The sequence below is a fragment of the Hoyosella sp. YIM 151337 genome (genome assembly GCF_026041215.1).
In the GTDB taxonomy this organism is placed as follows: Bacteria; Actinomycetota; Actinomycetes; order Mycobacteriales; family Mycobacteriaceae; genus Hoyosella.
This window is the reverse complement of record NZ_JAPEIQ010000011.1, coordinates 220,511-246,095: the sequence shown is the minus strand read 5'-3', so window position 1 is coordinate 246,095 and position 25,585 is coordinate 220,511. Positions and strand designations below refer to the sequence as shown.

Annotated in this window: 22 protein-coding genes and 1 pseudogene; 9 read left to right on the top strand and 14 right to left on the bottom strand. The window is 64.1% G+C overall.

Going from position 1 to position 25,585, the window contains the following annotated elements:
- Positions 1–54: 54 nt before the first annotated feature.
- The 3 genes from ONR57_RS05945 to menD all read right to left on the bottom strand — a co-directional run bounded on the left by ONR57_RS05945 (position 55) and on the right by menD (position 3,422).
- Positions 55–1,194 carry a glycosyltransferase family 1 protein gene (locus ONR57_RS05945; protein WP_265122105.1) on the bottom strand — a complete coding sequence of 380 codons (1,140 nt, stop codon included), beginning with the start codon at positions 1,192–1,194 and terminating at the stop codon, positions 55–57.
- A gap of 80 nt (positions 1,195–1,274) precedes the next feature.
- Positions 1,275–1,709 carry a DUF3592 domain-containing protein gene (locus ONR57_RS05940; protein WP_265122181.1) on the bottom strand — a complete coding sequence of 145 codons (435 nt, stop codon included), beginning with the start codon at positions 1,707–1,709 and terminating at the stop codon, positions 1,275–1,277.
- Between the two features lie 63 nt (positions 1,710–1,772).
- Complete coding sequence (gene menD, locus ONR57_RS05935; RefSeq protein ID WP_265122103.1) at positions 1,773–3,422, bottom strand: 2-succinyl-5-enolpyruvyl-6-hydroxy-3-cyclohexene-1-carboxylic-acid synthase; 1,650 nt, start codon at positions 3,420–3,422, stop codon at positions 1,773–1,775.
- Between the two features lie 89 nt (positions 3,423–3,511).
- Between menD and ONR57_RS05930 the strand changes: the two genes are divergently transcribed.
- Entirely contained in the window at positions 3,512–4,108 is a 597-nt protein-coding gene (locus tag ONR57_RS05930) for a flavin reductase family protein (RefSeq protein ID WP_265122101.1), read from the top strand.
- Here ONR57_RS05930 and ONR57_RS05925 read toward each other — a convergent pair.
- The 3 genes from ONR57_RS05925 to ONR57_RS05915 form a co-directional block, all read right to left on the bottom strand.
- A complete protein-coding gene (locus tag ONR57_RS05925) occupies positions 4,071–5,132 on the bottom strand; it encodes an o-succinylbenzoate synthase (RefSeq protein WP_374116402.1) in 1,062 nt (353 codons plus the stop codon). The two genes, ONR57_RS05930 and ONR57_RS05925, sit on opposite strands and share 38 nt — an antisense overlap.
- Entirely contained in the window at positions 5,129–6,826 is a 1,698-nt protein-coding gene (locus tag ONR57_RS05920; RefSeq protein ID WP_265122100.1) for an FAD-dependent oxidoreductase, read from the bottom strand. The genes ONR57_RS05925 and ONR57_RS05920 overlap by 4 nt, the downstream gene beginning before the upstream one ends.
- A gap of 64 nt (positions 6,827–6,890) precedes the next feature.
- On the bottom strand, positions 6,891–7,790 hold the full coding sequence (locus ONR57_RS05915) for a hypothetical protein (protein ID WP_265122099.1): 900 nt from the start codon (positions 7,788–7,790) through the stop codon (positions 6,891–6,893).
- Between the two features lie 145 nt (positions 7,791–7,935).
- Between ONR57_RS05915 and ONR57_RS05910 the strand changes: the two genes are divergently transcribed.
- Genes ONR57_RS05910 through ONR57_RS05900 form a run of 3 tightly spaced genes read left to right on the top strand, consistent with a single transcriptional unit; the run spans position 7,936 to position 10,065 of the window.
- Entirely contained in the window at positions 7,936–8,865 is a 930-nt protein-coding gene (locus ONR57_RS05910; RefSeq protein ID WP_265122098.1) for a 1,4-dihydroxy-2-naphthoyl-CoA synthase, read from the top strand.
- A gap of 18 nt (positions 8,866–8,883) precedes the next feature.
- Complete coding sequence (locus ONR57_RS05905) at positions 8,884–9,276, top strand: VOC family protein (RefSeq protein WP_265122097.1); 393 nt, start codon at positions 8,884–8,886, stop codon at positions 9,274–9,276.
- Positions 9,277–9,279: 3 nt separating this feature from the next.
- Positions 9,280–10,065, top strand: coding sequence for an LmeA family phospholipid-binding protein (locus tag ONR57_RS05900; RefSeq protein ID WP_265122096.1), 786 nt, complete (start codon positions 9,280–9,282; stop codon positions 10,063–10,065).
- A gap of 10 nt (positions 10,066–10,075) precedes the next feature.
- On the opposite strand, the gene ONR57_RS05895 is transcribed toward ONR57_RS05900, so the two are convergent.
- A complete protein-coding gene (locus ONR57_RS05895; protein ID WP_265122095.1) occupies positions 10,076–11,413 on the bottom strand; it encodes a hypothetical protein in 1,338 nt (445 codons plus the stop codon).
- Between the two features lie 45 nt (positions 11,414–11,458).
- Between ONR57_RS05895 and menE the strand changes: the two genes are divergently transcribed.
- The 3 genes from menE to ONR57_RS05880 are packed head-to-tail and all read left to right on the top strand — an operon-like array spanning position 11,459 to position 13,863.
- A complete protein-coding gene (menE, locus tag ONR57_RS05890) occupies positions 11,459–12,607 on the top strand; it encodes an o-succinylbenzoate--CoA ligase (RefSeq protein WP_265122093.1) in 1,149 nt (382 codons plus the stop codon).
- A 12-nt stretch (positions 12,608–12,619) separates the two neighbouring features.
- Positions 12,620–13,489, top strand: coding sequence for a 1,4-dihydroxy-2-naphthoate polyprenyltransferase (locus tag ONR57_RS05885; protein ID WP_265122092.1), 870 nt, complete (start codon positions 12,620–12,622; stop codon positions 13,487–13,489).
- Positions 13,490–13,500: 11 nt separating this feature from the next.
- Entirely contained in the window at positions 13,501–13,863 is a 363-nt protein-coding gene (locus tag ONR57_RS05880; RefSeq protein WP_265122091.1) for a YrdB family protein, read from the top strand.
- Positions 13,864–13,874: 11 nt separating this feature from the next.
- Here ONR57_RS05880 and ONR57_RS05875 read toward each other — a convergent pair.
- Positions 13,875–15,353, bottom strand: a pseudogene (locus ONR57_RS05875) (phytoene desaturase family protein); the annotation flags it as partial.
- Between the two features lie 101 nt (positions 15,354–15,454).
- The gene (locus ONR57_RS05870) at positions 15,455–16,681 is read right to left on the bottom strand and encodes a CdaR family transcriptional regulator (RefSeq protein ID WP_265122090.1); all 1,227 of its coding nucleotides are present in this window, start codon (positions 16,679–16,681) and stop codon (positions 15,455–15,457) included.
- A 97-nt stretch (positions 16,682–16,778) separates the two neighbouring features.
- Between ONR57_RS05870 and ONR57_RS05865 the strand changes: the two genes are divergently transcribed.
- Together ONR57_RS05865 and ONR57_RS05860 are read left to right on the top strand one after the other, a co-directional pair.
- Positions 16,779–18,374 carry an AMP-binding protein gene (locus tag ONR57_RS05865; protein ID WP_265122089.1) on the top strand — a complete coding sequence of 532 codons (1,596 nt, stop codon included), beginning with the start codon at positions 16,779–16,781 and terminating at the stop codon, positions 18,372–18,374.
- A gap of 112 nt (positions 18,375–18,486) precedes the next feature.
- Positions 18,487–19,827, top strand: a complete 1,341-nt coding sequence (locus ONR57_RS05860) for a lipase family protein (RefSeq protein ID WP_265122088.1) — start codon at positions 18,487–18,489, stop codon at positions 19,825–19,827.
- Positions 19,828–19,853: 26 nt separating this feature from the next.
- On the opposite strand, the gene ONR57_RS05855 is transcribed toward ONR57_RS05860, so the two are convergent.
- The 5 genes from ONR57_RS05855 to ONR57_RS05835 all read right to left on the bottom strand — a co-directional run bounded on the left by ONR57_RS05855 (position 19,854) and on the right by ONR57_RS05835 (position 25,510).
- Positions 19,854–20,633, bottom strand: coding sequence for a hypothetical protein (locus tag ONR57_RS05855; RefSeq protein ID WP_265122087.1), 780 nt, complete (start codon positions 20,631–20,633; stop codon positions 19,854–19,856).
- A gap of 170 nt (positions 20,634–20,803) precedes the next feature.
- Complete coding sequence (locus tag ONR57_RS05850) at positions 20,804–21,184, bottom strand: phage holin family protein (RefSeq protein WP_265122085.1); 381 nt, start codon at positions 21,182–21,184, stop codon at positions 20,804–20,806.
- Positions 21,185–21,208: 24 nt separating this feature from the next.
- A complete protein-coding gene (locus ONR57_RS05845) occupies positions 21,209–23,734 on the bottom strand; it encodes an FtsX-like permease family protein (RefSeq protein WP_265122084.1) in 2,526 nt (841 codons plus the stop codon).
- 2 nt (positions 23,735–23,736) lie between these two features.
- Positions 23,737–24,435: an ABC transporter ATP-binding protein gene (locus tag ONR57_RS05840; protein ID WP_265122083.1), complete on the bottom strand. Its 699-nt coding sequence runs from the start codon at positions 24,433–24,435 to the stop codon at positions 23,737–23,739.
- Complete coding sequence (locus ONR57_RS05835) at positions 24,428–25,510, bottom strand: PLP-dependent cysteine synthase family protein (RefSeq protein WP_265122179.1); 1,083 nt, start codon at positions 25,508–25,510, stop codon at positions 24,428–24,430. The genes ONR57_RS05840 and ONR57_RS05835 overlap by 8 nt, the downstream gene beginning before the upstream one ends.
- Positions 25,511–25,585: the final 75 nt, after the last annotated feature.

The following is a 25,585-nucleotide window of genomic DNA, read 5'->3' as shown; positions in this document are numbered from 1 at the left end:
ACTCGTCACGGCATCGAAACTACCCGGTGCGAAACGTTCGTACAGTCACCGCGGTCATGCGGAGGCGGCGAGCTCACCGTAGTCGAGCGCTGCCACCGCAGCGTAATGCCCGAGCAACTCGTCACAGAGCGCAGGCCAGCTGCGCCGCGCCACTGACTTCCTCGCAGCACGGCCGAACTGCGCGCGTGCCGCTGGCTGGGCGAACGCTCCTACCGCGCCTGGGAGTAGCTCCCCGAAATGCGCGACAGGCAGCAAGAAGCCGGTGCGTGCGTGCGCGATCAGATCCTTTGGGCCGCCCGCATCCGGTCCGATTACTGGAATTCCGCTCGCCAATGCTTCCTGCACCGCCTGGCAGAACGTTTCATGCTCGCCAGTGTGCACGAAGACGTCGAAACTCGCGTAAGCCTCCGCGAGTTCCAGTCCGCCCAGCTGACCAGTGAAGATCGCGCTCGGCATCAGCGACCGCAGCTTTGCGCGGTCGGGGCCTTCGCCCACAATCACGAGCTGAACATCTGGGTTGTCATTCAGAACAGCAAGCCGCTCAACGTGTTTCTCCGGCGCAAGGCGTCCCACGAAGCCAACGATCAGCTTGCCCTCTGGTGTCCAGCGCTCCCTGAGCTCGCCGCTGCGCCGACCGGGAGTGAAACGCTCTGTGTCAACTCCGCGGCCCCAGCGGTGCACGCGCGGAATGCCGTGGCGCTCCAGGTCAGCAACCGATGCTGTCGATGGAGCCAGTGTGCGCGACGCGCCACGGTGCAGTTTCCGCGTCCAGCGCCATGCTGCACGCGCGGTCAGCCCCAGGCCATAGCTTTCGGCAAAACCAGCCACATCAGTCTGGAAGACCGCGACCGTGGGCACATGCAGCCGCCGCGCTGCACCAAGTCCGCCAGCGCCGAGCAGAAACGGCGACGCGAGATGCACGACGTCAGGGTCGAATCGCCGCATCACGTCAGTGATCCATGGCTGCGGGAGCCCTACCGGAAGCGAGGTGACCATCGGCACCATCAACGCTGGCACGTGGTATACCGGAAAGCCTTCATATTCATGGACGTCGCGCTGGTTGCCAATCGCACCGGGCGCGATAACAATTGCGTCGTGGCCGCAGCGCTTCAGGTGTTCCAGCACACGCAAGACGGAGTTGACCACCCCATTGACATTCGGCAGGAAAGATTCGGACACGATCGCTACTCGCATACTCAAGAGAGTTGCGCACCTAGCGGTCGCCACGGGAATGTTCGCGTGACAGTCCGGAGAACCGTAGCTGAATCTCTCGTTTACATTGACTCACGTGACTGTGAGTGATCTGCAAGTTCCCGCAGCTTGCGCCGCATCAGAACCAGAAGCGGGCCCGCCACAGCCCATGTCACGAGGATGACCGACAGCGCGGGCACTACTGCGACACGCGCGTCGCGGCCTGCGACCCGAACCAGATCGGGATCGCTGCGGGCGTATTCCACTGCAATGCGCTGACCTGCGGTGAGGTCAGTGGGATAGAGAACACCGAGCCTCGGGTTGTGCAGCACGCCATCGGGGGTGCTGAAGAGGATCGCCGAACGGCGCACACCTGCGGAAAGGACCTCCGCCGTCGCGGTGCCCATATCTGCTTCGATAATCATGTCATTGCGCCAGCAACCGATTACCAGAATGATTGCCAGCAGGGAGATGCCGCCCGCGACGAGGCATACCGCGATCGTCGCGCGCCGGAGCATCCGAAATTTCACGGTACCGAGCGTATCCGAGGCGCGCCCCGCCGAAGCTCCTCCAGGGCAGTATCAGCGGATTCTGCGGGCGCTCGCGGCGATTCCGCTACGGACTGCCGCATGCAGTTCACGCAGGCCCGAACGGTCTGTACGCACTTCAACGACCCGTAGGCCCCCACCGTCGGCGGCGCCGGACTCGAGAACACCCTGGAGACGCTCCACGTCCGACTGGACGTACGGAATGCCGTACGCGTGGCATACGGCGGCGACGTTCACGCCGTGCGGTGTGCCGAAGATCCGCTCGAACGCGCCCGCATACATCGGGTCACCCTGTTCAAGCAGTTCGAATATCCCGCCGCCATCGTCATTCGCCACCACGATGGTGAGGTCTCGCGGCCGCGGTTCCTGCGGGCCCAGCAGCAGTCCGGAACTGTCGTGCAGAAAAGTGAGATCGCCGAGCAGGGCTACCGCTCGCCCACCTTCAGACTGGTGGGCGGCGGCGGCGCCGATAGCGGTCGACACAGTGCCGTCGATACCCGCAACGCCACGATTCGACACCACCGACACGCCAGCGGGCACAGTACCGGCGAGCGCTGCATCACGAACAGGATTCGAAGCCCCGAGGATCAGGAGGTCACCGGGGCGAGCAGCATCGACGATCTCGGCTGCAACATGCAAACCGGTCGACTTGGGGTGCGCCGCAAGTTCTCGGCCCATCACATCGAACGCAGCTCGCGACAGCACGCGCGCGTTATCCAGCCATTCGGCGCGCGGCGTCCCAGAAACGATCGCGCGCGTGCCCGCAGCAGTGAGATTCCCCGATACGTCCGGCCAGCGCGGACCAGTTGTCAACGCATACACAGTGACGCGTGGATCCGCGAGGACCGCAGAAACCGACCGGTGCAGCGTGGGCCGGCCGGTGATAATCGCCTGCTGCGGCCGCAGCTCAGCCAGCGCGTAGGGGTGCACCGGGAAGCCGTGCAGGGGTGCTGTTGGCTCGGCCACGGTTGGGAGACCTGCGAGTTCGGGGTGGTTGCCCGAACCGTGCCCGGAGACGACGATCGTGTCGCGGGACAGGTCGATCGGGAGCGGAATATCGAAAAGCGTGTGGGGCGTCTCCGTCCATGGTGCACCATCGGGCCGTCCCGGCGGCTCGTCAGTGACATCGTCGCCGGGCACGAGTGGTTCACGCAGCGGCAGGTCAAACTGGACTGGGCCCGCGTTGCCCGTGCGATCACCGCGAGCCGCTGCAAGTACGCGGCACACAGCTGAGCGCCACTGACTGTTCTGGTCACGGTCCGCTTCCGCGATGCCTAAGCTTATGGCTGCCCGCACCTGGGCACCGAACATCCCGAGTTGCTCGACCGTCTGGTTGGCGCCGGTGCCCAGCATTTCGTATGGCCGGTTCGCACTCAGCACGATCAGCGGCACCCGCGCATAGTTCGCCTCATACACTGCGGGAGTGAGATTCGCCACAGCAGTCCCGGAAGTCATGACCACCGGCACCGGCTGCTTTCCACCGAGCGCCAGGCCGATCGCGAGGAATCCTGCGGTGCGCTCGTCGATCCGGACGTGCAGCCGCAGTCGGCCCGCGGTTTCCGCTGCGTGCAGGGCAAAGGCTAGCGGTGCATTTCGAGAGCCCGGGCACAGAACAACATCGCGGACGCCGCCGCGGATCATTTCGTCGACGACCGCGCGGGCCTGAGCAGTGGACGGGTTCACCAGACCAGAGTGTCAGATTCCGCGCGGGAATGCGCCGACACTGCTGTCCGAATAGGAAGTCGACCGCGCCGGGTGCGACCATAGCAGTCGTGCGAACCCACTTCGATCCGGCGTTAATGGACCACGATCGTGTCTACCAACTGCTTACGTCGAGTGTCGTTCCGCGGCCGATCGCCTGGGTGTCCACCAGGTCCGCAGGCGGCGTTGACAACCTGGCTCCGTATAGTTTCTTCACTATCGCAAGCGTCGATCCGCCGGTCGTTCAGTTCACGTCCGTCGGCAGGAAAGACACTCTCACCAACATCGAGGAGACGGGTGAGTTCGTCGTCAACCTCACTTCGGAGCCACTGCTTGATCAGGTGAACGGCAGTTCAGCCGCGTTCGGGCCGAGTGTGAGCGAATTCGATGCAATGAGTGTGGTGTCGGCCCCGAGCGTGCGGGTGCAGCCACTGCGGGCAAAAGCCGCGCCGATGAGCTTCGAGTGCGTTCTAGAACGCGTGATCAGCGTCGGTGACTCGCATCTGGTGCTCGGGCGCGTAGTTTTCATGACCGCGAACAGCAGCTTGCTCGACGAGGACGGGCTGCCCGCGACGAAAGCACTGGCCCCACTCAGCCGTTTCGGGCGCACCGAGTGGGGGGTCACCCCGCTCACCCGCCAGGTCGCTCGCCCAGTGGTTCCGGAGTGACACTCGCGAGCACCTGATAGCAGCGCGCAAGGCGGGCTCGCCACCACTGGCGCCGCGCATCCGGCGCGGAGAGGCGATGTGCAGCCTCGGTATCGACCACCGGCGCATGCACACGAAGGCCACCCGCCGACCACTCACTCGGCGATCCGACATCGTCGGCGAGCAATCGCGACGTCGCGAGCCCGCAAGCGAAATCAAGCCGTGGCAGCGCGGCCGCCACGCTCACGCCGCACGCGATGCCGACGGCCGTGTCGAGCGCGCTCGACACCACCACGGGAATCCCAGCCGCTTCCAGCTCATGTGCGATGTGCAGGACTCGCCGTGGGCCACCGAGCGGGGCGACTTTGACGACTGCAACGTCTGCCGCCCCCGCCTCGACAACCAGAAAAGGATCAGTAGCGCGGCGAATGCTTTCGTCTGCCGCGATCCGGACACGGCCGTCGAGTCGGCGGCGCAGTTCCGCCAGTTCCGCGACTGTGCGGCACGGTTGCTCTGCGTACTCCAGCTGGCCATCGCGGGTCAGCGCGGTAATCGCCGCTTCCGCTTCCGTGACCGTCCACGCGCCATTGGCGTCCACACGGACGTTCGGGATGCGCTCTCGCACCGCATTAACACGTGCCACGTCGTCGGAGAGGGTCTGGCCTGCCTCGCCCACTTTGACCTTCGCGGTGTGTGTGTCCTCGTATCGGGCGAGCACTTCACCAACTCGTGCCGCAGGTACCGCAGGCACTGTCGCGTTAACGGGAACCACGTCACGGCGTGCGGGCGGCAGCCCGTTCCAGGCTGCATCGATCGCGGCCATCAGCCACGTGGCGGCCTCCCGATCGTCATACTCAGGGAAGGGTGCGAACTCGCTCCAGCCGGCAGGCCCGCGGATGAGCATCGCTTCTCTGGCCATGATGCCGCGGAAGCGAACACGCAGCGGGACGGTGACAACCCAGGTGGCCGCAAGCACATCGGGCAGTGGAGGTAAAGCAGAGAGCCCGGGCAACGCGCCGCCAGGACCACCGGGGCGTGTGGTCACCGAAACAGGCCCCGCTTTCTGCTCACCTCGAGCATGTCCGCGACGTCGATGAGTTTAACCCTTGGCCTGCCTGCCTTCTTGCCAGCGGCGGTTTCGTGCTCGTCGATCGCCTTCCAGCCGCGCAGATCGACCGCGCCCGGCTGTCGGTCACGGACAAGGTTCGCAAGGTCGTCCCGAGTACCGACGGGCCGCAACAATTTCTCACTGTTGAAGTCATCCACGATGTGCTGCACTGTCTCGCCCGCATCAGTTTTGTTCGTGCCAATAACACCGGTCGGCCCCCGTTTTATCCACCCTGCGGCGTAAACCCCGGGCAACGGCTTCCCACCGGGCGCATCGAGCACGCGTCCACCCTCGTTCGGGAGCACACCCCGGTTCTCATCGAACGGCACGCCTGGGATCGGCGTGCCCCGGTAGCCCACCGAGCGCAAGACAAGCGTCGTTTCGAAATCCTCTACCGCATCAATAGCGCGCGCCTGCAACCCGCGTTCACCTGCGACGAGTTCATTGCGCACCGCACGCACTCCGGTGACACGGTCAGGTCCGAGAATTTCCTGGGGGGACAACAGATAGCGAAACACGATGCGGCGCCGCTCGGGGTCAGGCTGCCGTTGCGCGGATGCGGCAGCGAACTCCTGTGCAAGCTTCGCCTTGTAGGCCGCCATGGGTTGTGCAGACGCCGCGACGTCCTGCTCACTCAACTCGTCGAGCGCCGCTTCTGCAGGGTCGATGACCACGTCAACACCAGGCAGACTACCGAGCGCGAGGAACTCAGGGACGGTGTAGGCGGCCTGCGCGGGTCCGCGGCGGCCAAGCAAGATGACTTCCCGAACGTTGCTCTTGCGCAGCGCCTGCAACGCGTGATCGGCAATGTCTGTTTGGGCGAGCAGTTCCGGATCGAGCGTGAGGATGCGAGCGACATCGAGCGCAACATTGCCGTTACCGACGATGACCACGCGTTCCGCCGACAGATCGAACGTACGATCCGCGTAATCAGGATGGCCGTTGTACCAGGCGACGAATTCGGTTGCGGCGTGGCTGCCGGGCAGTTCTTCACCGGGAATGTTCAAGTGCCGATCGGTAGCGGCACCGACGGCGTAGACCACCGCATGGTGATGGGCGAGCAGGTCGTCGTGGCCCAGGTGGTTGCCGATCTCGACATTCAGGTGGAACCGGAACGCCGGCTTCCCTAAAGTCCAGCGGAACATGTCCGCGACTTCTTTGGTTCCCGGGTGGTCAGGTGCAACGCCAGCGCGAACGAGCCCAAACGGTGTCGGCAGCCGATCGAAAACTTCGACCTCGACGTTGGAATGGGTAAGAAGGTCACGCGCGGCATACATAGCAGCCGGCCCAGAGCCCACGATCGCCACCCGCAGCGTGCCGAGATCGCTGCGCAGCGGCTTTTCTGGCACGTACGGCGGCAGCGATGGATCGATCGGGTACTTGCGGTAGTACTGCTCATTGATCTCCGCGTAGCGGCCGAGCTGAGTGGGCAGCGCATCGTCGGGAAAAATCGCGCTCACGGGGCATTCGTCAAGACACGCACCGCAGTCGATGCACACGTCAGGCTCGATGTAGAGCATCTCGGTGGTGGCGAATTGAGGCTCTTCTGGTGTGGGGTGGATGCAATTGACGGGGCACACCGGGACACACGACGCATCGTTGCAACAGGCCTGGGTGATGACATACGCCATGCACCCGACAGTACGCCTGCTGCCCCGCGGCTAGCTGTACTTCCCTCCGGACATCAGGCCAGTGTCACGAGAACATGTCAACGATGGAGCCGAAGTCTGGCCCAGGAGTGATCGGGACGAAGTCTGGATCCACGTACGTCAGTGTCACCCGGGCTGGTTCGTCCGCTGGCACCGCTGGGCCGGTCGACGATCCGCCGCCGCCACCGGCACCTGCCGCGAACGTGGCGGACCCGCCGCCGCCCCCGCCGACGAGACCACCGCCGCCACCGCCGCCACCGTTTGCAGCGCCGGCCTGAGCGTTTGCCCCGGTGCCGCCGGTTCCGTTCGACTCGCCCGCAGCTCCGCTGCCGTTATTGCCCGCTCCGCCCGTACCAGGAACGGTACCGGTTGCCCCACCGCCACCTTCGGACGCTGTGCCAGATGGAGCTCCATCTTGACCGCCGTCACCGCCAGCCCCGGGCGGACCGAGCGAGGTCAAGCCGCCACCACCGCCGCCGCCACCGGCGACGACGACGCGCAGGCCGCTCTGGATCACTCCGGAAGCGCCACCGCCGCCGCCGCCGCGGAGCGAACCGCCATCGCCGCCACTTCCAATGCCGGCACCGCCCGCGCGATCGGCGTTTCCGCTCGCGCCAACCGCACCCACGGTGACGGTGAGCACTTCGCCTTCAGTCACACCGATGATGCCGTTGACGAGTGCGCCTCGGCCCGGGTCACCGCCGATACCACCCGCTGTGCCACCACCCTGGCCGCCACGAGCGCCAACCGCCGTGACATTGATGACGGTGACCCCGTCCGGCACCTCGAAATCTTCGGTGCCAGCGGAATCGAATGTCACGGTGCAAATGCCGGACGAACATTCTGGCGTCGCGGCGGCTGCGGCGCCGCTGGCCCCCAGCACAACAGCGCTGGCCCCGAGGACAGTCGTGAATGCGAGTGAACTAGCGCGGATCAGAAGCGTCATCTATACCTCCGACGGAAGGCAGGAACACCAGGTGTGATCTTGGCATCGTGCCCACAGACTAGGCAGGTAAGTAACACCCTGTCTGCAGAATCGCGCATTTCGGCCGGCGATCGCACCGGGGCTGGGGCGTGGATATGCTCAGGTCGTGACTTCCGACGCCGTCTCCCCCGCCCCTTTCAATCCTGAACTCTGGGAACCGGTCCCCGGCTTCGAGGACCTCACCGACATCACCTACCACCGGCATGTCAAAGACGGGCGCAGGAACGGCATTCTGCGGATCGCTTTCGACCGCCCTGAGGTTCGTAACGCATTCCGCCCGCACACGGTCGATGAGTTGTACCGGACGCTCGAACATGCCCGCATGACATCCGATGCGGGCGTAGTCCTTCTTACCGGCAACGGACCAAGCCCCAAAGATGGCGGCTGGGCCTTCTGCTCTGGCGGTGACCAGCGTATTCGCGGACGCAGCGGATATCAGTACGCGTCCGGCGATACCGCCGACACTGTCGACCCGGCGCGCGCGGGCCGCTTGCACATTCTCGAAGTGCAACGGCTCATCCGGTTCATGCCGAAGGTGGTCATTTGCCTGGTGAACGGCTGGGCCGCGGGCGGTGGGCACAGCCTGCACGCCGTCTGCGACCTCACCCTCGCCAGCCGCGAGCACGCCCGCTTCAAACAGACTGATGCTGACGTTGGCAGCTTCGATGCTGGCTATGGCTCCGCGTACCTGGCCCGGCAGGTCGGCCAGAAGTTCGCGCGCGAAATCTTCTTTCTCGGCCGTCCCTACACCGCGGAGGAGATGCACCACATGGGTGCCGTCAACGCGGTCGTCGACCACGCCGACCTTGAGAACACCGCCATCGAATGGGGCGAGGAGATTCTCGGTAAATCACCGCAAGCCATACGGATGCTGAAATACGCCTTCAACGCCATCGACGACGGCCTGGTGGGTCAGCAGATCTTCGCGGGCGAAACCACACGCCTCGCATACATGACTGACGAGGCCGTGGAGGGGCGTGACTCGTTCCTCGAGAAGCGCAAACCTGACTGGTCGGGTTATCCCTGGTACTACTAGCAGCGGAAGCGAGCGGCGATGCAGGTGATCAGCAGCCGGACGATCCTCCGGCCGACGGACTATGACACCACGGTGCGGTTTTACCGGGATGCGCTCACCCTTCCTATCTACCGGGAGTATCCCGGCGGAACCGTCCTGTGGGCCGGGCAAGGGTTGATCGAAATCGCAGCCCACGGCACAACCTCGCCACACAAGAGTTTCACCGGAGCCCTGTGGCTCCAGGTGCGCGAGGTCACGGCCGCTGAGCAAGAACTGCGTGCGCAGGGCGTTGAGATTGTGCGCGAACCACGCAAGGAGCCGTGGGGCCTCGTAGAAATGTGGGTGGAAGACCCGGACGGCATACCGATTGTCTTCGTGGAGATCCCTCCAGACCACCCGCTGCGCCGCGATGTCCGGCCCGCGCATACTTAGTCGGTGAGTAACCAGCGGCTGTTCGGTGAGTGGCTTCCCTGGCGGGAGGTCGACCGGCTGCTGGCACTGGGTAAGTCGCTGCGCCCAGCCGTTCCGACAAGCCCCGCGGGTTTGGTGCAGCTCATTCTGCGCGTCGCGTCCGAACGGCTGCTGGGACGGCGCATCACCATACGCACCGGCGACACTGACGTGTCACTGACACCCGTGGAAATCAACAGTGACTTCCGCACTCTCGGGCTCGCCACCGGGCAGATCGCCACCATCAAGTTCGTAGCGAACCATGTGCGGTGGGAACGAACAACGTTGCAGCGTGTGGAAGTCACGCTCACCGACACTCGTCTTCGGTCACTGCCCGCGCCGTACCTGGTGGTCGGCTTGGTCACCGTGCGCATCACCGTCACGAGCACCGAGGTGCGGCACTGGGTTAAACAGGTCGCGCCCGATGTCCACGTAGACATCACGAAGGACGGAAAGATTCGCGCCAGCTGGGCGCGGGCACCGATGCTCGGACACATCGAGTTGCGGGCCAGTGCGGGCGACTCGGTGATCTACCTCGATCCCACGGGCGTGCAGATCTGGCAACGCAGCCTCCCCGTGGCGCACCGGATGAAACCTTTTGTCATCACCGTGCCTGACTTGCCCCACGGGTTGCAGTTGACTGGTATCGAAACTGGCCCGGAAGAACTCATCTTGCACGGGGTGACGGACCGCGTCCGGGAACGTATTTCGAGTATGCCGCTCGCGGACATGCTGACGATGCTGCTGCGGCTCATCGAGCAATTCACCTGACCCAGAAGAGTCACCACTGGCGAAAACGCGTGTGAATCGGGAATCGCGCGTGCAGCAGCCGCTGCCTGAGTACGCCGAGTGAGAAGGTCACAACATCATCAGTGAGCGCGCCGGGAGCGAGCCCCGGTTTGGTGACGACACCGAGAACCCGCAAGTCACCGATCGCCCGCTCGACGAGCGGCGCGACCGAGTACGGTTCGATGTCATCGCCGTCGGTAGTCCATCCTTCATCAGCGAGTATGGTCGCGGCGAGAATCGTCGGGTCGACGTCGTCGTCGTGTGTCACCGGTCCAGCCGGATCGAACGTCATCCCTTGCCCGCGGGCAATGACTGCGAGGAGCGCCTCCGCGGCGATCGTCTCCGCCGTGTACCCAGAGCCCAGCCAATCGCGCAGAAGAATGCGCAGTGCTTCGTCGGCGCCCGCATCCCTGACCCGCGCGGCAGGCACCAGCCGGCCCCGCACCCGCCGCACAATCCGCATGCGCTGTAACAGCTTCCACAGCTCGATGACTTGCTCGCCAGTGGAGGTGTGCGGCTCGCTCCACCATGGTTCGCCAACTGGCGTGTCCGGTTCCGAGTCCTCGATTACCTGGTTGAACTCCCTGGGCAGCGCGCCATCCGGAAGGACGACGGTGCCGTCGCCGAGCTGCGCGAGAAATCGGTGTACCCGCCGCGCAACCCGATGCGGCACCACCGCGGCGGAGTGCAGTCCGTCTAGCAGCCCCTCATACATCGCCGCACGTGTTTCCGACAGGCTTGACCACAGGTCAATGCGGCAGTCGAGGACGGCCTCAAGGAGCGACTGCCCCTTCCGCTCCGTCGTCAGCACCGCGTGCGTCAGCTGTGCGCGGCGGGCAGCAGTCTCACTCTTGCGCTCCCCGGTGCCGAACTCCCCCGCCACCGCGGCAACCTCCAGCGTGGAGGCGATCTGTTCAACGATTGCGAGCTCGTCCGACGTGCACATGTGCTGCCACGTCACTTCATCGGTATCTGGTGGCTCCACGCCGGACGCTTCGAGCGACGTGCGATACGCCTCAGACCATTCGTCCGGGTCCGTGGTGAAGATCAGACGGCGGGTGGTTTCACTGCGCGCGATCGCCGCGTAGCGCGCGCGGCCAAGGCGCCGGAGCAGTTCCGCCAGCGCGCAACATTGGGCCCAAGCGCGATCCGGATCATCCTCATGCTCGTCGCGCAGCGCCGCCCAGCACAGGTGCTGAACGCTCGCCTGCGTGGGGCCCTCCGGCGGGGAGATTTCGCAGAGTTTTTCCCAGGCGTGAACAGCGTCAGCAGCGACGGCCGGATCCTCGGCATCCAGCGCGCTGAGTGCTGCCGCAACGGTCTCGTCCACGCCGCCACTGTATCGATTTCCCGGCGGCATGGGAGCATCGTTGACGTGACTGTCCTCGCCCCACTGCCAGTACCAGCAGGAAAGGCGGTTCTTGAAGTTTTGCCGCAGCTCGAGAAAGCGCTGAACGGTGAAGCGTCCTGGCTGCCCGTTCCCGCCCACGACCGCCACGAGGCGCAGCGGCTCACGGACACACTGCGGCCCGGCGAGGCTATCCACCCGACCGCCAGCCTCGTCGTCGCGACCTCTGGGACGACGGGTGTGCCGAAAGGTGCGATGCTCTCGGCAGCAGCCCTGCACGCGAGCATCGCGGCGACGTACCAGCGAATCGGCGGCCCGGGAAAGTGGGTGCTCGCGCTGCCCGCCCATCACATTGCCGGCTTGCAAGTGCTGCTGCGCAGCCTGGTTGCGGGCACAACGCCCGCGGTCATCGACGTAACCGCTGGTTTCGAACCACAAGTTTTCGCCGCAGTGACCGCACATGCGGCGCGCGCCGATGCGCCCCTCTACACGTCGCTGGTTCCTGGTCAACTCGGCAAGACGCTCGAGAACGAGGCCAGCGCCGAGGCGCTGCTCGCCTACCGTGCAGTACTCATTGGCGGTGCGGCTTTGCCCGAAGCCGTGCGTGAGCGGGCCAATTCACTTGGGGTGCGGATCACCAGAACGTACGGGATGAGCGAGACGTGCGGGGGCTGCGTCTACGACGGCGTACCGCTGGACGGGGCACGCGTCCGCATCGACGATGGCCGGGTGATCCTGGGGGGACCCATGCTCGCGAGCGGTTACCGGAATTTCCCGGATCACCCCGCCTTCGCGGAAGCTGGCTGGTTCCGCACGGACGACGCCGGATCGGTTGCCGACGGTGTCCTGACTGTGCGCGGCCGCCTCGACGAAGCGATCTCGAGCGGCGGGCTCACAGTCGTGCCGCAAGTCGTGGAGGCTGTTCTCGCTGCCCTTCCGGGCGTGCGCGAATGTGCCGTCTTCGGACTGCCCGATGCCCGGCTCGGTGAGCGTGTCGCTGCGGCACTCGTCACAGCCGAACCGGGTTCGCTCTCCCTTGCCGATGTGCGTGAAACCGTCGCTGACCAGCTTGGGCGCGCAGCTGCGCCACGAGAATTGTTCATCGTCGACGCGCTGCCACTGCTGCCTTCCGGAAAAGTGGACCGTGCCGCGCTGCGTATGTCGCTGGGGAACTGAGAAGATGAGCGCATGGCGACGACAGCAGAGTGGATCGAGGGGGCGCGCCCGCGCACACTGCCGAACGCGGTAGCTCCCGTTATTGCAGGCACCGGGGCTGCCGCCGCGATTGGTTCGTTCGTGTGGTGGAAGGCCCTCCTCGCCCTCGTGGTGTCGCTCGCGCTGATCGTCGCGGTGAACTACGCCAACGATTACTCGGACGGTGTCCGCGGTACTGATGATGAACGTGTCGGCCCGATGCGGCTCGTAGGCTCCGGGGCAGCTACGCCCGCGGCGGTCAAAAACGCAGCGTTTGCCGCTTTCGCAGTCGCGGGCGCGGCGGGTGTGGTTTTGGCGCTCACGTCCGCGTGGTGGCTACTCCTTGTCGGCGCGGCGTGTGTCGCCGGCGCGTGGTACTACACGGGCGGCCGTAAGCCCTACGGGTACCTGGGTTTCGGCGAGGTCGCGGTTTTCGTGTTCTTCGGTCTGGTCGCGGTGCTCGGCACGCAGTTCGTGCAAGCGGACACGGTGACGTGGGCCGGCTTGCTCCTGGCGATCAGTGTCGGCTGTTTCTCGAGCGCGGTGCTTGTGGCTAACAACCTGCGCGACAGAGAAAGCGATGCAGATTCCGGCAAGATCACCCTCGCTGTTCGGCTTGGTGATACACGCACACGCACGCTGCATTTAGCGTTGCTGGCCGTGCCATACGCACTCACGCTGGCCCTGGCATTCGACGGGGCCGGGGCCCTGCTCGCGCTCGTCACGGCACCCATAGCGGTTCGGGCCCACATGCCCGTACGCACGGGGAAGTCGGGGCTTGCCCTCATCCCTGTCCTCCGAGATACGGGCCTGGCCATGCTGGCCTGGTCCATTCTCGCCGCAGTCGGCCTGAACCTCACCTGAAGGAACGGACTATGCTGCTCACCGCTGCTGTCGGCGCGCTTCTCGCCGTGCTGCTTCTTCTCGAACTAGTTGCGCTCGTCGCGATTGGCGCACTGGCCTGGTCCTTCGGCGCAGACCTGGCAGGCTACCCAGGTGCCGCGGGCCTCACGCTCGCCGCTGTTGCTGTCGCCGGGACCGCGTGGTTCCTCTTCGCTGCGGAGCGCCCCTATTTCGATCACCCACCGGCGCGGCTGCTGGTGAAGGTCCTCGTCTTCGGTACTGCCGCATACGCGTTGTGGCTGACCCTCTCACCAGCGTGGTCGATTGCCTTCCTCGTGACGACCGTGGTGGTCAATGCGGTCGCCGGGATGCGGATCCTGCCCGCAGAGAGTTGAGCGGCTTCACGTCACGTTGGCGCGAGTTTCGGTAGTTGCCGAATCCCAAATCGCTCACGGAGAACGCGCTTCGCTGCAAAATAGCCGCACATGCCGTGAACACCAGGGCCAGGAGGCGTCGATGCCGAGCACAGGTACACACCCGGAATCGGCACGCGGTACGGGTTCATACTGAGCGCAGGCCGGGCCACCATCCGGTACATGCTGACCGCTCCGGCCGCGATATCGCCGCCAACATAATTCTCGTTGTGCCGCGACATTTCTGCAGCGGTCGTGCATTTCGACGTGACGATCACGTCCCGGAAGCCCGGTGCGAACCGTTCGATCTGTGCCGTGATCGCGTCGGTGACATCGACGGTTGAGCCGGACGGAACGTGCGCGTAGGTCCACAACGGGAGTTCACCCCCTGGGCCGACGCGTGTCGGGTCGATCGTTGCGGGCTGACAAAGCAGCGTCATGGGGCGTTTCGCGTGGTGGCCTTCCGCAATAGCGTGTTCCGCGAGCGCCATTTCTTCCCGCGTGCCGCCGACGTGGACCGTCCCGGCGGCGCTCACGCGCGGGTCTGCCCACGGCACCGGAGCGGAGAGCACGAACTCAACTTTCGACGCGGCATTACCGAAGCGGAAGTGACGTGCGAGGCGCCGGTACCGGAGGGGCAACTGGCGCCCGTAGATCCGCCCGATCGCGGCAGGCGTGGTGTCGAAAAGGTACGTGTTCGCCTTCGGGAGCTGGTCAGCCGAGGTGATGGGACAGTCGGTAACGATCGTGCCCCCGTGGCGGGCGAGATCGGCGACCAACGCGTCGACGATCGCTTGACTGCCACCTTCAGGTATTGGCCATCCCGCGCTGTGCGCGAGGGTTCCTAGCAGGACTGCGGTGCCTGCCGAGGCGAGCGACGGCATCGGCGTGATGGTGTGGGCAGCCACCCCAGTGAGAAGGGCAGGGGCCGCCTCCCCTGAGAATCGGCGGTTCCACGCTGGTCCGCCTTGCTCCGCTACGCGCAGCCCGAACCGGATGCCCGCCAGACTCAGGACGTCGCGGGGAATACTGCGCTTATCACCAAGCGCGGCCGCCACGACCGCATCGTGGTTCTCAACGAGCGGGGCGAAGAAGGACCGCCACGCCGCACCGTCGGACTCAAGCTCGCGAGCGGTCCGGTCGAGGCTGCGGTAGGCAACTGCCGCGGGCCGTCCCTCGAGTGGCTGCGCATAGGCCGCGCCCGGTTGCAGCAGCTTCACTCCCCGTGCGGGCAAGTCAAATTCAGCGAAAAACGGTGACCCCACGGCGAGCGGGTGGACCGCGGCACACACATCGTGCCGCATCCCCGGCACCATGCCGAGATCGAGAGTGCGCGATCCACCTCCAATAGTGGCTTGCGCCTCGAGCACCTTCACGCGCAGTCCCGCACGGCCGAGGATCACGGCTGCTGCGAGGCCGTTCGGCCCCGACCCGACGACAACAGCGTCACACTCATCCGCAATGGCCATACACCGAACGTAGCGTGTAAGAGCAGGAGGGTGCGAGGCAGCGCCGGGCTATACGATTTCATAGTCGGCGAGTTGTGCATTTCAGCAACAACGTGCAGGGTCGGCTACTCCTGCACCATTCGCAACGCGATCAAGGCAGCATGTAACGATGCTGCTTCGGCGAAGTTCAGTGGATTCAGGCCAGTCAGGGTGTGAACTTTCGCCAATCGGTAAGTGACTGAGTTTCGATGGACGTGCATTGCCCTGGCGGTTGCAAGTTGGTTGCAGTTCTTATCGAAGAAGACGCGCAGTGTTTCCCCGAAAACTGGATCGGAGTGAGAGAGCGGCTCCACGATCTCCACCAGTGCAGGAATGTCCGGTCCGGCTGTTGCACTGAGGTACTCGATCGCCACTTGCCCTAGATCGACCACGAAATCCGCTCGCCGGAGCTTCTGCGCGGTAGCCGCAAGACCGGCTGCCCTACGGTAAGCTCCGGGAACGCCGTAGGCAGTTGTGGACGAGGCAATGCCGGCCCAGCACTGAACAGATGTGTGCGCACGCGCATGTTCGAGCTTCCCACGGAAGCGAGCTACCGCGGCGGCGACGTCCCCCCAGAACCAGTGCACGACTACCCACCCGTTCAAATCGAGGCGCACATACGTATGTGCGAAGGCCTCAATCCGAGCCTTCAAGTCCCCCAGGGCCGATCCCGCCGTTGAGGAGCCCGCGATCTGAAACACTGCAATCGTGTAGTTCGCGCCCGGACCGACGTCGAACAACCCCGTGGCTTCTCCCGAGCGCAGAAGTTCATCGGCAGCGGCGCGGTTCCGCTCGCGCACATCTGACAGCGGGTCACCGGATCGGTGCGCAGCCTCGGTGGCAATGAGGGACACGACCTGGAAAATGTACTCGGCTACCCGCGGTATCAAATCCGCCAGGGCGGCGCGATCGGAAGGACTCGAGTCAGCCACTACGCGACGCCACAAAGCAGCGGACACTTCCTGGTAGGCACCGGTGACTTCGCCGAGCGTGGCACCGCTGGCTAGACGGGTCATTGCCAGGTCGGTGATGGCACGCAGGTCGTGTGCCGTCGGAAGCTTCCCAGTTTCGAGGAATGTGACCAGCGCGTCGGCGTTGTATGCGATCCCGTCGAAGAAGTCACTTACGACCAACTCGCTCGGCACGCGCCTGTAGGCAGGCCCGCCTTGGCTTGCATACCAATCAATTGCGGCTTTCAGCCGTGTACGCAGTGTCAAGTTCGGCACTGCCATCGCATTCGCCTCCATCACTGCACACTCGCAGCCGTTGGCGATGTGCACAACCACGACTTCGCAGGTTTGTCGATTCGTCATTGCCCGAACGAACCGGGCTGAGGTGTGATCAGTTGCACAGGAGGCGGTTCCCGCAACTGATATCGGCAGGCATGAGGGAGTACACACTTTGGTCTCAATGCGCACGTTCGTCAGCTCAGCCCGCCTGCGAGCACAACAGATTGCCGTGATGCAGCGTAGTGGAATCATCGACCTCAAACGTCCGCTGCGGGTGCGGCAAAAATCTATCGCGATCAAGACTCTCGGCCCAATCGCGAGTGGAATCACGACCGGTGCCCGGTGGCATGGTGATCGAATCGCACTGGTTGACAGGGAAGGCACTCTCACCAATAGGCAGCTTGATCTTCTCACCAACAGGATCGCGCACCGATGGCGCGCCCTCGGCCTCGATGAAACGTCGGTGATCGCGGTGATGTGCAGAGATCACCGAGAACTTGTGGAAACGATGGTCGCCGCCGCGAAAGTCGGATCCGGGCTGGTACTCATGAACACTGGATTCAGCTCTAGGCAGTTTGTTGATGTGGCGGCTCGTGAACACGTATCAGCGGTGGTATCCGACGACGAGTTCACCGACATGGTCGCCGCGCTTCCGCCGGATATCACCAGGCTGAGTATTGCGGTACCCCCGTCGCGAGATGTCGAGGACAGCGACGCCCCCGTTTCCCGTCCGTCGAGACAGGGCCAATTCGTTCTCCTCACAGGAGGGACGACAGGGACTCCCAAAGGAGCCCCTCGCACGGTCGAATCCACCTTCGCCTCCGCGCAGTTCCTCGACCGCGTCCCGCTTCGCAGCGCGCAGACTGTGCTGCTGTGTGCACCACTTTTTCACGGCACTGCGCTGTCCCAATTCATTATCGCCGTGAATCTCGGCTGCACGATCGTTCTTCACGGGCGCTTCAATGCCGCGCTTGCCTTAGAACAAATAGAGTCCTACCGATGTGACGCAGTCGTGCTGGTTCCCACGATGCTTCGACGCATGCTCGACTGCCCCGACATCAACCGCCGACGCACCGACAGTGTCTCAGTCATATTCACAGCCGGAGCTGCCCTAGCGCCAAGCCTCGGAGACTGTGCCATAGCTCAATTCGGACCCGTCGTTTACAACTACTACGGGTGCACGGAGACGGGCACCGCCTCCATTGCTACGCCCCAGGATTGGGTCGCGGCGCCAGGAACTGTCGGTCGGCCACCGCTCGGCATCACGGTGGCACTGATCGATGTGGACGGCACGATCGTTAACAGACCTGGACAGAGAGGCACCATCCACGTCGGTAACTCGATATCGTTCCAGGGGTACTCCTCGGGCGGGAGTAAGAGCGTTGCTCACGGCCTGATGTCGACCGGCGATGTCGGGCATTGGAATTCACAGGGACTGCTGTTCGTGGATGGACGCGACGACGACATGATCGTCTCCGGCGGAGAGAACGTCTTCCCGGGCGAAGTGGAGGCCGCTCTATATGCGCATCCCGAAATCGCGGAGGCAGCCGTCACGGGGGTGCCCGACGAGGAGTTCGGACAACGCTTGACGGCAGTGATTGTCCGGTCCAATCCAGACCTGGATGCTCGCGCTGTCCGCGATTACATTCGCTCTGAACTCGCGCGATTCAAGGTTCCCCGCGACGTCGTGTTCGTGGACGAGATACCGCGGACCACCACCGGGAAGATCGATCGTCGGGCGATGTCTGCGCTCGCGGCCGAAATCCCAAATGCGTGAGAAGCGGACCCTGTCACCGATTTCTTTGCCGATCGCTAACCCCCGCACTAACGATCCACACCACGCGAGGCGCCGAAGGGTGGACTCGGAAACAGATAGGAGACACCCCGAAATGATCCGTACGAGTCGGCGCTGTGCAACACGGACGGCGGCCCTGCTCACCGTCATCGGTGTGGCGGCAGGTGGCGGGGTAGCCGCTGCCGACCCGGAGTTCCCTCCGACATTCCCGCCCAGCCAGAATCAGCTGCCACAGCTCCCCTCCGAACCAGAGCTCTACGACGTGCTCCCTATTCCGGTCCCGGACAAAGATCCGTGGTACGCCGACCCGCCGAATATGGCAGAACTAGCTCCAGGCCACATCGTGCGAACACGGGACGTACAAACCCGGATACTCGGTGTGCCGTTTCCTGTCCACACCCGACAACTGTTGTTTCGCTCCACCGACGTGCACGGCAATCCGATCGTGACCGCCACGTCGGTTATCGTTCCCGGCATTCCGTGGACCGGCAGTCCTCGGCCAGTTGTGTCGTTTCAGGAAGCCATCGATTCGACCGATTCGTCCTGCAACCCCTCGCATACGCTCCAGGTTGGCACGATGAAGGAAATGCCGCTGTTAGCCGGTTGGCTAGCGCAGGGCTTCGCCATCAACGTTCCTGACTTCGGCGGAAAGTTCAACACATTTAACACATATGACGAGGGAAAAATGGTCCTCGACAGCCTACGTGCGGTAAAGAATGACACCACGTTAGGACTGTCGGACTCAGCAATAGCTTTGTACGGCTACTCCGGTGGCGGCTCTGGATCGATCCGCGCCGCGGAACTCCGGCAGAGCTACGCACCGGATGTACATTTGAATGGCACCGCCATCGGGGGCACTCCCGGTGATCTCGTGGCATTGGCCGAATTCGCCACGACGGCGCAGCCCGGACTAACTGGCACCGCCAACTTCACGATGTGGCTGGGGTTCGCTGCCCTTTCGCACCATTATCCGGATGCGTTCGCCGCCAGCGAACTTCTGACTGTCGAGGGCCAGCAGATCGTAGCCGATCTGCAGAGCCGCTGCGTGTATACAGCAGCCCTTACCGGTGTGTACCGGCCGATCGACGAGTACTTCCAGCCGGGAAAGTCGCTCGCCGCTACCCCAGCCGTTCTTGACGTTCTTCGGGCGAACAGCCTCGGCCAGCACATTCCGGACAGTCCCGTTTTCTGGTGGCACTCGGTATGGGATGAACTCGTTCCGCAGTCCACTGTCTTGCCGACCGTCCAAAAGTACTGGGACAACGGCGCGGACTTGCGTTTCTATACCTCGCCAATACCGGAACACATCACGAACGCCGTCGTCGGACACCCGCCTGCATTGGTATGGATCAGCGAGATCCTGCGAGGGCTGCCACCGGGACCGAGAGTCAAGGAAGACTTCGCTCCACTCCCCGCTGACTTCCCTGGTGCCTGAATTACAGAACGTCACGCATCTGGCACCTAGCCGACAGTGACTTCCTCGATCATGCCTAGCGCGTGGTGCGGAATCTCCTCGTCCTCACTCGTCACCGGGCAGAGAATGAAGTACCGCCCTGGCTCGGAGAGATCCACCGTGAGATACGCGGTCTCGTCTGGTTCCGCGAACGCGCCGGCGGCGTACCACTCCACAGTTTCAATCGCTGCTTCCTCTTCGAGCTGGGCAAAGTCATCGACTGTGCCTTCGTAGTCGCCGGGAACCTTTGCAACGATCACCAGGTGAAAATTCTCCTGGTCGTTTTCGAGCTGGATGCTGTAGCGGCCCGGCTCGAGCGTGTCTGGCACTCCAGTGAACTCATACCGCGCAGGCGCTTCCCCGTCTTCAGGCGTGTCTTCGGCGCCCAAATCAATCTCGTCGTAGCCGCAGACGTCGCGGCCGAGCAAACCAACCTGCCCCATGCCCGCGCCGATTTCTGGACCGTCAAGTAACTCGTAGTTGCTAGTCTCGATCACCTCGTTGACCACAGCAATTGTCGATGCGGCAGCGTCGGCGACTTCAGGTGACTCCTCCTCCGCACCCGCCTGGATGCGCTCGAAGAACGACCGGAAATGCACGAGATCCGCTTCAGCGGGTTCGTCCTCCTCGGGTGGTTCCCACATCCCGAGGTCGATGAGGGCCTGGCAGGCGTCTAATTGCGCCTCAGTAAGCTCAGCCTCTTCTTGAGTTGTGCCGTTGGTACCACAGCTTGCCACTGCGATTCCGAATATCGCCACCACCGCAGTTGTCCAGCGCTTGTTAGCCACCGCTCCTCCTCTGATGATCCACTCGCTTGCGCAGCCGATAAGAGAGCACGATCACGGGTCGGAGGGACTCCCAGCAGGCCCGGGATTATTACCGCACGAACGAAGCATATCGCGCGCAGCCAATTAGGACATAGCACGCGAAGCACCGTCCGGAAGCACGGGGGTTACAGCTAACGCTTCCCCGGCACGATCATTCCGAGCACGAAGTTCACAATGGCAATCAGCAGACCACCCCAGAACGCTGCCCAGAAGCCTGCTATATCGATGCCGTAGTCGAAGTAACTCGTGAGCCATTCGGTAAGCAGCAGCATCAGGGCGTTGATTACCAGTAAGAACAGGCCGAGGGTGATGATCACCAACGGCAGAGACAGCAGCTTCACGACAGGCTTGACGATGAGGTTGACCAGTGTGAAAACGAGACCGATCAGCACGATGACAAGCGCGTCCGCGCCGACTGAGTCCCCGGGGAGGCGCAGCGAGATTCCAGTGATCCACTCTGCTGCGAGCCAGATGGCGAATGAGTTGATCACCAAACTTGCGATGAAAAGCATGTGTCTATCGTGACACGGTGTGCGCTAATCCGCGCTCACCGCGCTGATGATGTCCATGCGACCCGCCCGCCACGCCGGCACCAGGGCGCCCGCCAGGGCAAGGAGCAGCGCAGCACCCGCATACAACCCTGTCGAGGGCACGATCGCGAAGGAAATATGTACAGCTGTGGTCGCTGAGAGCGCAACTGTGGCAATGTAGTGCAGCGCGGTGCCCGCGATAAGGCCCATCACGCCCCCAACGACACCCACACCCAACGCCTCGTACAGCACGGTGCGCGACATGAACGTGCGGCTCGCCCCCATCGCGCGCAGCACGCCCAGTTCGCGCCGCCGGTCGAGCACGGAGAGCATCAGCGTATTTAGCAGAGCGACCGCGGCGACCAAGGCAACGATCCACTGCACTCCCACGGCAAGAGCCCCAGCCTGCTCAGTCGCCTGTCGCGCCGATCGAAACGATTCCTCGCCTGACTGTAGATGCACGCCCACTGGCAGCACGGCTTGCGCAGCGTCAGTTACCGCTGCAACGTCCGCATCAGCAGCGATTGCGACTTCGAGAAACGTCGCCCCGTCACGCTTGTACCACTGTTGCATGCGGGGAAGATCCATTGCGAACATCCCAGCACCCACAGCGAGATAGTCAACGACACCCACGACTTCGGGGCGCTGGAGTCCGCTGGGGGTCGCGACGTCAATCACGTCCCCTACCTCCAGCTCAAGCGCACGAGCGAGCTGTCGCGACAGTGCCACCCCCTCGCCGCTCAGGACACGCTCTCTGAGCTCAGGCGTCATCGCAGCAAGCGCGGGTGCTGTCGAACCTTCGCTCGCGCCGAGGACCATCACTTTCAGCGGCGCCCCTCCCGGTGCCTCCAGGTTCGCGTACGCCCACTGTCCTGGTGTCACGCGAGCCAGCCCTGGAAGCTGCCCAAGGTCTGCTGTGACACTCGGTGGAACGACAGGCCCGGCCGGAACGTTATCGACCGGCGCCGTCGTCACATAGAAGTCGGCCTCGGCAAGCGACGCCACCAGATCCCCCGCGGAGTCGACGAGGTTTCGCATCGATCCGGTGGTCGAAACCGCGACTGCCACTGCGATCATCACTGTCATTGCGGTGGCCCATACTCGCCTTGGCGCCCGGGCAGCCGACTCCGCTCCGAGGCGCCCCGCAGGGCCACATGCTCCGGCCACATGCGACGTCGCGGTACTGATTGCGCGCACCAAGCCGTAGCACACACCCAGGATGCCGACGGCGAACAGACCGCCCGCGATCAGCGCACGCCGATCGTCGAAACTGAAGGCCATCCACACTGACAGCGCCATCGTCGCTGCTCCTGCGGCCAGCGCGGGGAGGGCGAGCGAGTCCGAGTGGATTTCGGCTGTCACCACGTCCGCAGGCTGCAACGCTTCCACCGGCGCCACGGAGAACACCTGACGAGCCGCGACAGCGGATGCAACGACGCTCGCACCGACGCACAGCAACAACGCGACGACTGGCGCGTACCACTGGACCGCGAAGGCGACCTCGCCGGTGAACGACTGCACAAGCACTGGCGGCACCCGCCCGACCGCGAGCTCGCCCATCACAGCACCCAGCGGAATTCCCGCAACACCACCGATCGCACCGATTACCGCCGCTTCCCCCACCAAGCCACGCACAATCACGGCACGGCGGGCACCGAGCGCGCGGAGCGTGGCGATAGCGGGACGGCGCTGCGCGACCGTCATGTTCATCGAATTGAACACCAGAAAGCCCGCGACCACGAGACCGATCATTGCGACCAATAGTGTCGAATCGCGGGTCAAAGCGATCGAACTGCCCGCCTGCGCCGCCCGGAACTCGGGAGCAGCGACCAGCGCCCGCCCGTCGACCGCCGCTGCGATGCGCTGCTGGAGTTCGGCGATGTCCACCCCACTGCCAGGTATGACGAAAATCGAGTCGAGGGTGCCCTGGCGTTCGGTCAGACGCTGCGCTACCGGCAAGGCGGTGACCACGAAGTTGCCGCCGTTGATGGCACGTGCGGACGGCGCCTCGGCAACGTGGACCACCTCCGCAGCCCCGCCCGGCAGCTCCAGAATGTCGCCAGCTTGCAGATTCGCGCCTGGCCCCGCGATCACCCCGCCAGAGAGCAGCTGTTGCGACAGTTGCGTGAGATCCGCGCCGATCGACCCGGAAAGATCGCTGCCAAGCTCACTCGAGGCCCGATCGGCACCGAACACCAAGGTCTGGCCCTCGCCGCGCGCGACCTGCGTCCACAGCAGTGGTGCTGCCGCCTCCACCCCGGGCACCCGCCGCACACTCGGATAGACCCGTTCGTCGAAACCAGTGTCAGCAATAGCGGTCACTTCGAGAGCCGCGTCACCCGCCACAGCTTGGGACAGCCGCTCGACGGACCCAGTCAGCGAGCCGTAAACAGAGAGCACCGCGACCAGCAATGCAGACGACACCGCGATCACGCCGATCGAGATCGCCGAACGTACCGGGCGGGCCAGGAGCTCCCGCAGATGCAGCAGCCACCACCGGCCGAGCACCGCCCTGCTCGTCGCGCGCCCCACGGTTAAAGGGTTCCGTTGCGCGAATCGCCGTCAAGCCGACCGTCACGGATCGTGATGACCCGGTCCGTGATGGCGGCGGCGCTGCGGTCGTGGGTGACCATCACAACAAGACGGTCACTACTGCTGTGCGCGATCTCAGCAAGGAGGGTAAGTACGCCTTTGCCGGTTTTCGAATCAAGATTTCCAGTCGGCTCGTCGGCGAGAATCAGTGGCGGGTCGTTTATCAGTGCGCGAGCAATGGCGACCCGCTGCATCTGTCCACCAGACAGCTCCGCCGGTTTGTGATTGACACGCTCCCCGAGGCCCACCCGTTCGAGCAGGGCTGTGGCGTCAGCCCGGGCAGAGGCGAGTGTCCGCCCGTCGAGCAGACGCGGCACCGCGACGTTTTCCCAGGCGGACAGCGTCGGCAGCAGGTTGAAAAACTGAAAGATAAACCCGATGCGATGGCGGCGGAATTCCGCGAGCTTTTCGTCGGATAGCGCGCCGATATCAGCCCCTCCAACGTTCACCGTCCCGGATGTCGGCTGATCTAACCCGCCCATGAGGTGCAGCAGCGTGCTCTTGCCCGCACCCGATGGCCCGACAACGGATACGAATTGCCCACCAGCGAGAGTGAGGTCGACACCGTCGAGCGCCCGGACCATCTGCCCGCCGACCCGATATTCGCGCACAACGCCGGCGAAGCTGACCGCGTCACCCATGCGGGAACCGTCCCGTCTCCGTGAACTCGGCGAGCACCTGCGCGGGTCCCGTCAGATCCAGCCCTTCGCGGGCCACCCACGCGTCATCGAAGTATGTGCCGGAATACCTATCACCGGCGTCACACAGCAACGTCACCACACTGCCGCTGCGTCCTTGCGCCACCATTTCGGCGACAACGCTGAACACGCCCCACAGATTAGTCCCCGTCGAACCGCCAACGCGACGGCCAAGCTGACGACTTGCGTGTCGCGCCGCCGCAATCGACGCGGCGTCAGGCACTTTAACCATCCGGTCGACAACATCCGCTATGAACGACGGCTCTACCCGCGGTCGGCCGATACCTTCAATGCGTGACCCGCCCGTCGCGACGAGTGATGCGTCGCTGCTGCGCCAGGCATCGAAAAACACAGAGTTCTCGGGGTCGACGACGCACAGCCGGGTGTGGTGACGGCGGTAGCGGATGTACCGGCCGATTGTTGCGCTGGTCCCGCCCGTGCCCGCACCTGCGACGACCCAGACTGGAATCGGATGCTCTTCATGTTTGAGCTGCGTAAAGATCGATTCGGCGATGTTGTTATTGCCCCGCCAGTCAGTCGCCCGCTCAGCGTTGGTGAACTGGTCCAGGTAATGTCCGCCGGTTTCATCCGCAAGCCGCTGCGCTTCGGTGTAGATCGCCGAGGAGTCCGCCACGAGGTGGCAGCGCCCACCGTGGGCTTCGATCAGCGCGATCTTCGCGGGACTTGTGCTCGCGGGCATGACCGCAACGAACTCAAGACCAAGCAGCCTCGCGAAGTACGCCTCCGATACCGCCGTCGAACCTGAGGACGCCTCGATGACGGTCGTGTTCTCGCCGATCCAGCCATTACAGAGGCCGTAAAGGAACAACGACCGAGCCAGCCGATGCTTCAGGCTGCCCGTGATATGCGTTGACTCGTCTTTGAGGTACACCTGAATGCGGGAGCGTGAACCGGGCCACGACTCCGGCAGTGGGTAGCGCAAGAGATGCGTATCTGCGCTGCGCTGAGCGTCGGCCTCAATGAGCCGCACCGCATCGTCGGCCCAGTTCCGTGCCAGCGATCGATCCGCAACTACGAGCGGTTCCGCCGATTCCCGCGCCGCACGGGCAGCCGGTCTCGGCGGAAGATCTGA

Bases quoted from the DNA above. Each gene is read 5' to 3' on its own strand.
- ONR57_RS05945 (WP_265122105.1), bottom strand. From the start codon at position 1,194: ATGCGAGTAGCGATCGTGTCCGAATCTTTCCTGCCGAATGTCAATGGG.
- ONR57_RS05940 (WP_265122181.1), bottom strand. From the start codon at position 1,709: ATGCTCCGGCGCGCGACGATCGCGGTATGCCTCGTCGCGGGCGGCATC.
- ONR57_RS05920 (WP_265122100.1), bottom strand. From the start codon at position 6,826: ATGGCGTATGTCATCACCCAGGCCTGTTGCAACGATGCGTCGTGTGTC.
- ONR57_RS05915 (WP_265122099.1), bottom strand. From the start codon at position 7,790: ATGACGCTTCTGATCCGCGCTAGTTCACTCGCATTCACGACTGTCCTC.
- ONR57_RS05905 (WP_265122097.1), top strand. From the start codon at position 8,884: ATGCAGGTGATCAGCAGCCGGACGATCCTCCGGCCGACGGACTATGAC.
- ONR57_RS05885 (WP_265122092.1), top strand. From the start codon at position 12,620: ATGGCGACGACAGCAGAGTGGATCGAGGGGGCGCGCCCGCGCACACTG.
- ONR57_RS05880 (WP_265122091.1), top strand. From the start codon at position 13,501: ATGCTGCTCACCGCTGCTGTCGGCGCGCTTCTCGCCGTGCTGCTTCTT.
- ONR57_RS05870 (WP_265122090.1), bottom strand. From the start codon at position 16,681: ATGACGAATCGACAAACCTGCGAAGTCGTGGTTGTGCACATCGCCAAC.
- ONR57_RS05865 (WP_265122089.1), top strand. From the start codon at position 16,779: ATGCGCACGTTCGTCAGCTCAGCCCGCCTGCGAGCACAACAGATTGCC.
- ONR57_RS05860 (WP_265122088.1), top strand. From the start codon at position 18,487: ATGATCCGTACGAGTCGGCGCTGTGCAACACGGACGGCGGCCCTGCTC.
- ONR57_RS05850 (WP_265122085.1), bottom strand. From the start codon at position 21,184: ATGCTTTTCATCGCAAGTTTGGTGATCAACTCATTCGCCATCTGGCTC.
- ONR57_RS05840 (WP_265122083.1), bottom strand. From the start codon at position 24,435: ATGGGTGACGCGGTCAGCTTCGCCGGCGTTGTGCGCGAATATCGGGTC.